At 61.9% G+C, this 1,959-nt stretch carries 1 protein-coding gene; it reads left to right on the forward strand.

The genetic code is table 11. The features are described 5' to 3' along the window. Positions 1-1,959, forward strand: a 1,959-nt coding sequence (locus HGO40_RS30360; RefSeq protein ID WP_353050743.1) for an immunoglobulin-like domain-containing protein, incomplete at both ends; no start/stop codon positions are given.

Below are 1,959 nucleotides of genomic sequence, written 5' to 3' on the forward strand. Positions count from 1 at the left end.
ACCTTGACTAACCCGGCCCAGACGCCGGTGACCGTGACCTTGAGCAATGGCTCGGTGATCACCATTGCTGCTGGCCAGACGACCGGCAGCGTTAACGTCGAGACGCCAGCCAATGACGTCTACAACAACGGCAGCACGGTCAGCACCACGATTACCGGCGCAACCGGCGGTAACTTCGAGAACCTGGTCCCGAGCACTGCGCCTGCGGTCACCACCATCACTGACTCCGCCGACACCACTGGCCTGACGCTGACGGCCAGCAATACCATCACCGAAGGCGGCCAGATTACCTACACCGCCACCCTGACCAACCCGGCCCAGACGCCGGTGACCGTGACCTTGAGCAATGGCTCGGTGATCACCATTGCTGCTGGCCAAACCACTGGCACTGTCGCCGTTGATACGCCTGCCAATGACGTCTACAACAACGGCAGTACCGTCAGCACCACGATTACCGGCGCAACCGGCGGTAACTTCGAGAACCTGGTGCCGAGCACGGCGCCTGCGGTCACCACGATTACTGATTCGGCGGATGCCACTGGCCTGACCTTGACCGCCAGCAACACCATCACCGAAGGTGGCCAGATCACCTACACCGCCACCTTGACCAACCCGGCCCAGACTCCGGTAACCGTGACCTTGAGCAATGGCTCGGTCATCACCATTGCTGCTGGCCAAACCACGGGCACTGTCAACGTTGATACGCCTGCCAATGACGTCTACAACAACGGCAGCACCGTCAGCACCACCATCACCGGTACGACCGGTGGCAACTTCGAGAACCTGGTGCCGAGCACGGCGCCTGCGGTCACCACGATTACTGATTCGGCGGATACCACTGGCCTGACCTTGACCGCCAGCAACACCATCACCGAAGGCGGCCAGATCACCTACACCGCCACCTTGACCAACCCGGCCCAGACTCCGGTGACCGTGACCTTGAGCAACGGCGCGGTGATCAACATCGCTGCCGGTCAGACGACCGGGACCGTCAACGTCGAGACACCGGCTAATGACGTCTATAACAACGGCAGCACGGTCAGCACCACGATTACCGGCACAACCGGCGGTAACTTCGAGAATCTGGTGCCGAGCACGACGCCTGCCGTTACTACGATCACCGATTCGGCCGATACAACCGGCCTGACGCTGAGCGCCAGCGAAACCATCACCGAAGGCGGCCAGATCACCTACACGGCGACGCTGAGCAACCCGGCCCAGACCCCGGTGACCGTGACCTTGAGCAACGGCGCGGTGATCAACATCGCTGCCGGTGCGACCACCGGCACCGTCGCCGTGGATACACCCGCCAACGACGTCTACAACAACGGCAGTACCGTAAGCACCACTATTACCGGTGCGACGGGTGGCAACTTTGAGAGTCTGGTGCCGAGCACTGTGCCTGCGGTCACTACGATTACCGATTCGGTAGACCCTACTACCGTGACGTTGACTGCTACGCCAACCGTGAATGAAAACGGCACCATCACCTACACCGCGACCCTGACCGGTGCCGATGGCAAGCCCGTCACCGCGCAGAACGGTCCGGTGACCGTGACGCTGGAAAGCGGCAAGACCATCACCATCGCTGCTGGCGCTAGCTCGGGCACGCTCGATGTCGCTGTGGGTAACGACGTTTACCAAGGTCCGACCACCGTCACCGAAAGCATCAGTACCGCCACTGGCGGCAACCTCGAAGCTATCGCGCCTAACACCGCTCCGGTCAGCACCGTGGTCAGCGATGTCAACGACACCACCACCGTGACGTTGACCGCTACGCCGACCGTGAACGAAAACGGCACCATCACCTACACCGCGACCCTGACCGGTGCCGATGGCAAGCCCGTCACCGCGCAGAACGGTCCGGTGACCGTGACTCTGGAAAGCGGCAAGACCATCACCATCGCTGCTGGCGCTAGCTCGGGCACGCTCGATGTCGCTGTGGGTAACGACGTTTAC

Source organism: Pseudomonas sp. CG7 (assembly GCF_023701885.1).
In the GTDB taxonomy this organism is placed as follows: domain Bacteria; phylum Pseudomonadota; class Gammaproteobacteria; order Pseudomonadales; family Pseudomonadaceae; genus Aquipseudomonas; species Aquipseudomonas zanjanensis.